Annotated in this window: 1 protein-coding gene; it reads left to right on the top strand. The window is 38.1% G+C overall.

Annotated elements, in window-relative coordinates; genetic code table 11:
• Positions 1-265: 265 nt before the first annotated feature.
• A partial coding sequence (locus IQ228_RS25425; protein ID WP_304511128.1) for a Calx-beta domain-containing protein occupies positions 266-1,982 on the top strand: 1,717 nt, incomplete at its 3' end.

Genomic DNA, 1,982 nt, shown 5'->3' with positions numbered 1-1,982 from the left:
ATCTAAGATAAGTTTACTATGTAGTCAAATTTTTAGGCATTTTTTAAATCTCAATAAAACTAAAATTCTCACAGCAGAATAAGTAACAACAAATCTCTAATTGCAAAAATGGAAACATTCAAATGCAATAATTTTAGTAACAATGATAAACTTTTGTAGAAACTTTCCTTTGGAAATTTCCCCCTGGTTCTATCAGCGTTCTTTAATAAAAATACGTAAACAAATTTAAACCAGTATCTACTAATTTTTGAACAGGAGCATGACAATGACAACATCATTTGTACCAGCAAGTAGCACGAATTACACCCTAGTTGGTACGGCAGAAGATGATATTCTTGATGCCTTAACTGGAGGGGGAAACAATATCCTTCAAGGTGGTGATGGGAATGATGAGTTATTTGCCTATACTAATGATAAACTCTTTGGAGAAGCAGGAAATGATGAACTCCACTCTGAGGGTAATGGTGGCAATACCTTAGATGGTGGAGATGGTAATGATATTATTTTTGCTGACCGTAATGATACTATTTTAGGCGGCGCAGGTGATGACACAATTTTTGGTAATCGCGGTGGCAATACTTTAACTGGTGGCGCGGGTAAAGATACATTCTGGCTGGCTAATGCCGAATATCCCAACAGTCCAAATATCATTACAGACTTTAATCCCGCAGATGATAATCTGCGAATTGATATTGATGGTATCAAATTAGACAAACTCAGTTTCTCGGCTCAAGGAAATGACACTGTAATTAGTGCAAATAATACACAATTTGCTATTCTTAAAGATCAAAATTATGAATTACCAATATTTACGATTACTTCAGCTTCAGCAATAGAAGGAAGTGCAATCGATTTTACTGTCACCCGCACAGGAGATAAGCAAACTACTCGCAGTGTAACTGTATCTACGTCTATTGGTACTGATGATACAGCTAGTGCAAATGACTTAACTGCAAAAACAGAAATTCTCACATTTGCAGCAGGTGAATCTAGCAAAACCTTTACGGTTCAAACAACTCAAGATAGCCTATTTGAAGGCAATGAGACTTTTACTGTTAGTTTAAGTAATCCTAGCAATGATGCGGTTGTCAGTTCTACAAATGGTACAGCGAAAGGAACAATTAATAATGATGACGCTGCACCCATATTTAGTATTGCTACTGCTCAGGCATTAGAAGGAAGCACTATTAACTTTACTGTCACCCGCACAGGAGATGCTCAACCTAACCAAAGTGTAACTGTAACTACCTCTATTGCGACAGATGATACAGCTAGTGCCAGTGATTTGACTGCAAATACTCAAACTCTCACATTTGCACAGGGAGAAAGTAGCAAAACCTTTACTGTGCAAACAACTCAAGATAGCCTATTTGAAGGCAATGAGACTTTCACTGTGAGTTTAAGCAATCCTAATAATGGTGCGGTTGTTAGTTCTACCAACGCTACAGCGAAAGGAACAATTAATAATGATGATGCTGCACCCATATTTAGTATTGCTGCTGCTTCAGCAACAGAAGGAAGTGCAGTTAATTTCACTGTCACCCGCACAGGAGATGCTCAAGCTAACCAAAGTGTAACTGTAACTACCTCTATTGCGACAAATGATACAGCTAGTGCCAGTGATTTGACTGCAAATACTCAAACTCTCACATTTGCCACAGGTGAAAGTAGCAAAACCTTTACTGTGCAAACAACTCAAGATAGCCTATTTGAAGGCAATGAAACTTTCACTGTGAGTTTAAGCAATCCTAATAATGGTGCGGTTGTTAGTTCTACCAACGCTACAGCGAAAGGAACAATTAATAATGATGATGCTGCACCCATATTTAGTATTGCTACTGCTTCAGCAACAGAAGGAAGTGCAGTTAATTTCACTGTCACCCGCACAGGAGATGCTCAAGCTAACCAAAATGTAACCATAGCCACATCCATAGATGTTGGTGATACAGCGAGTGGAAGTGATTTTACTACAAAAACAGAAA

The organism is Dolichospermum sp. LEGE 00246 (genome assembly GCF_015207865.1).
GTDB classification, from domain to species: domain Bacteria; phylum Cyanobacteriota; class Cyanobacteriia; order Cyanobacteriales; family Nostocaceae; genus Dolichospermum; species Dolichospermum heterosporum.
This window is presented reverse-complemented; position numbering and strand designations above follow the sequence as displayed.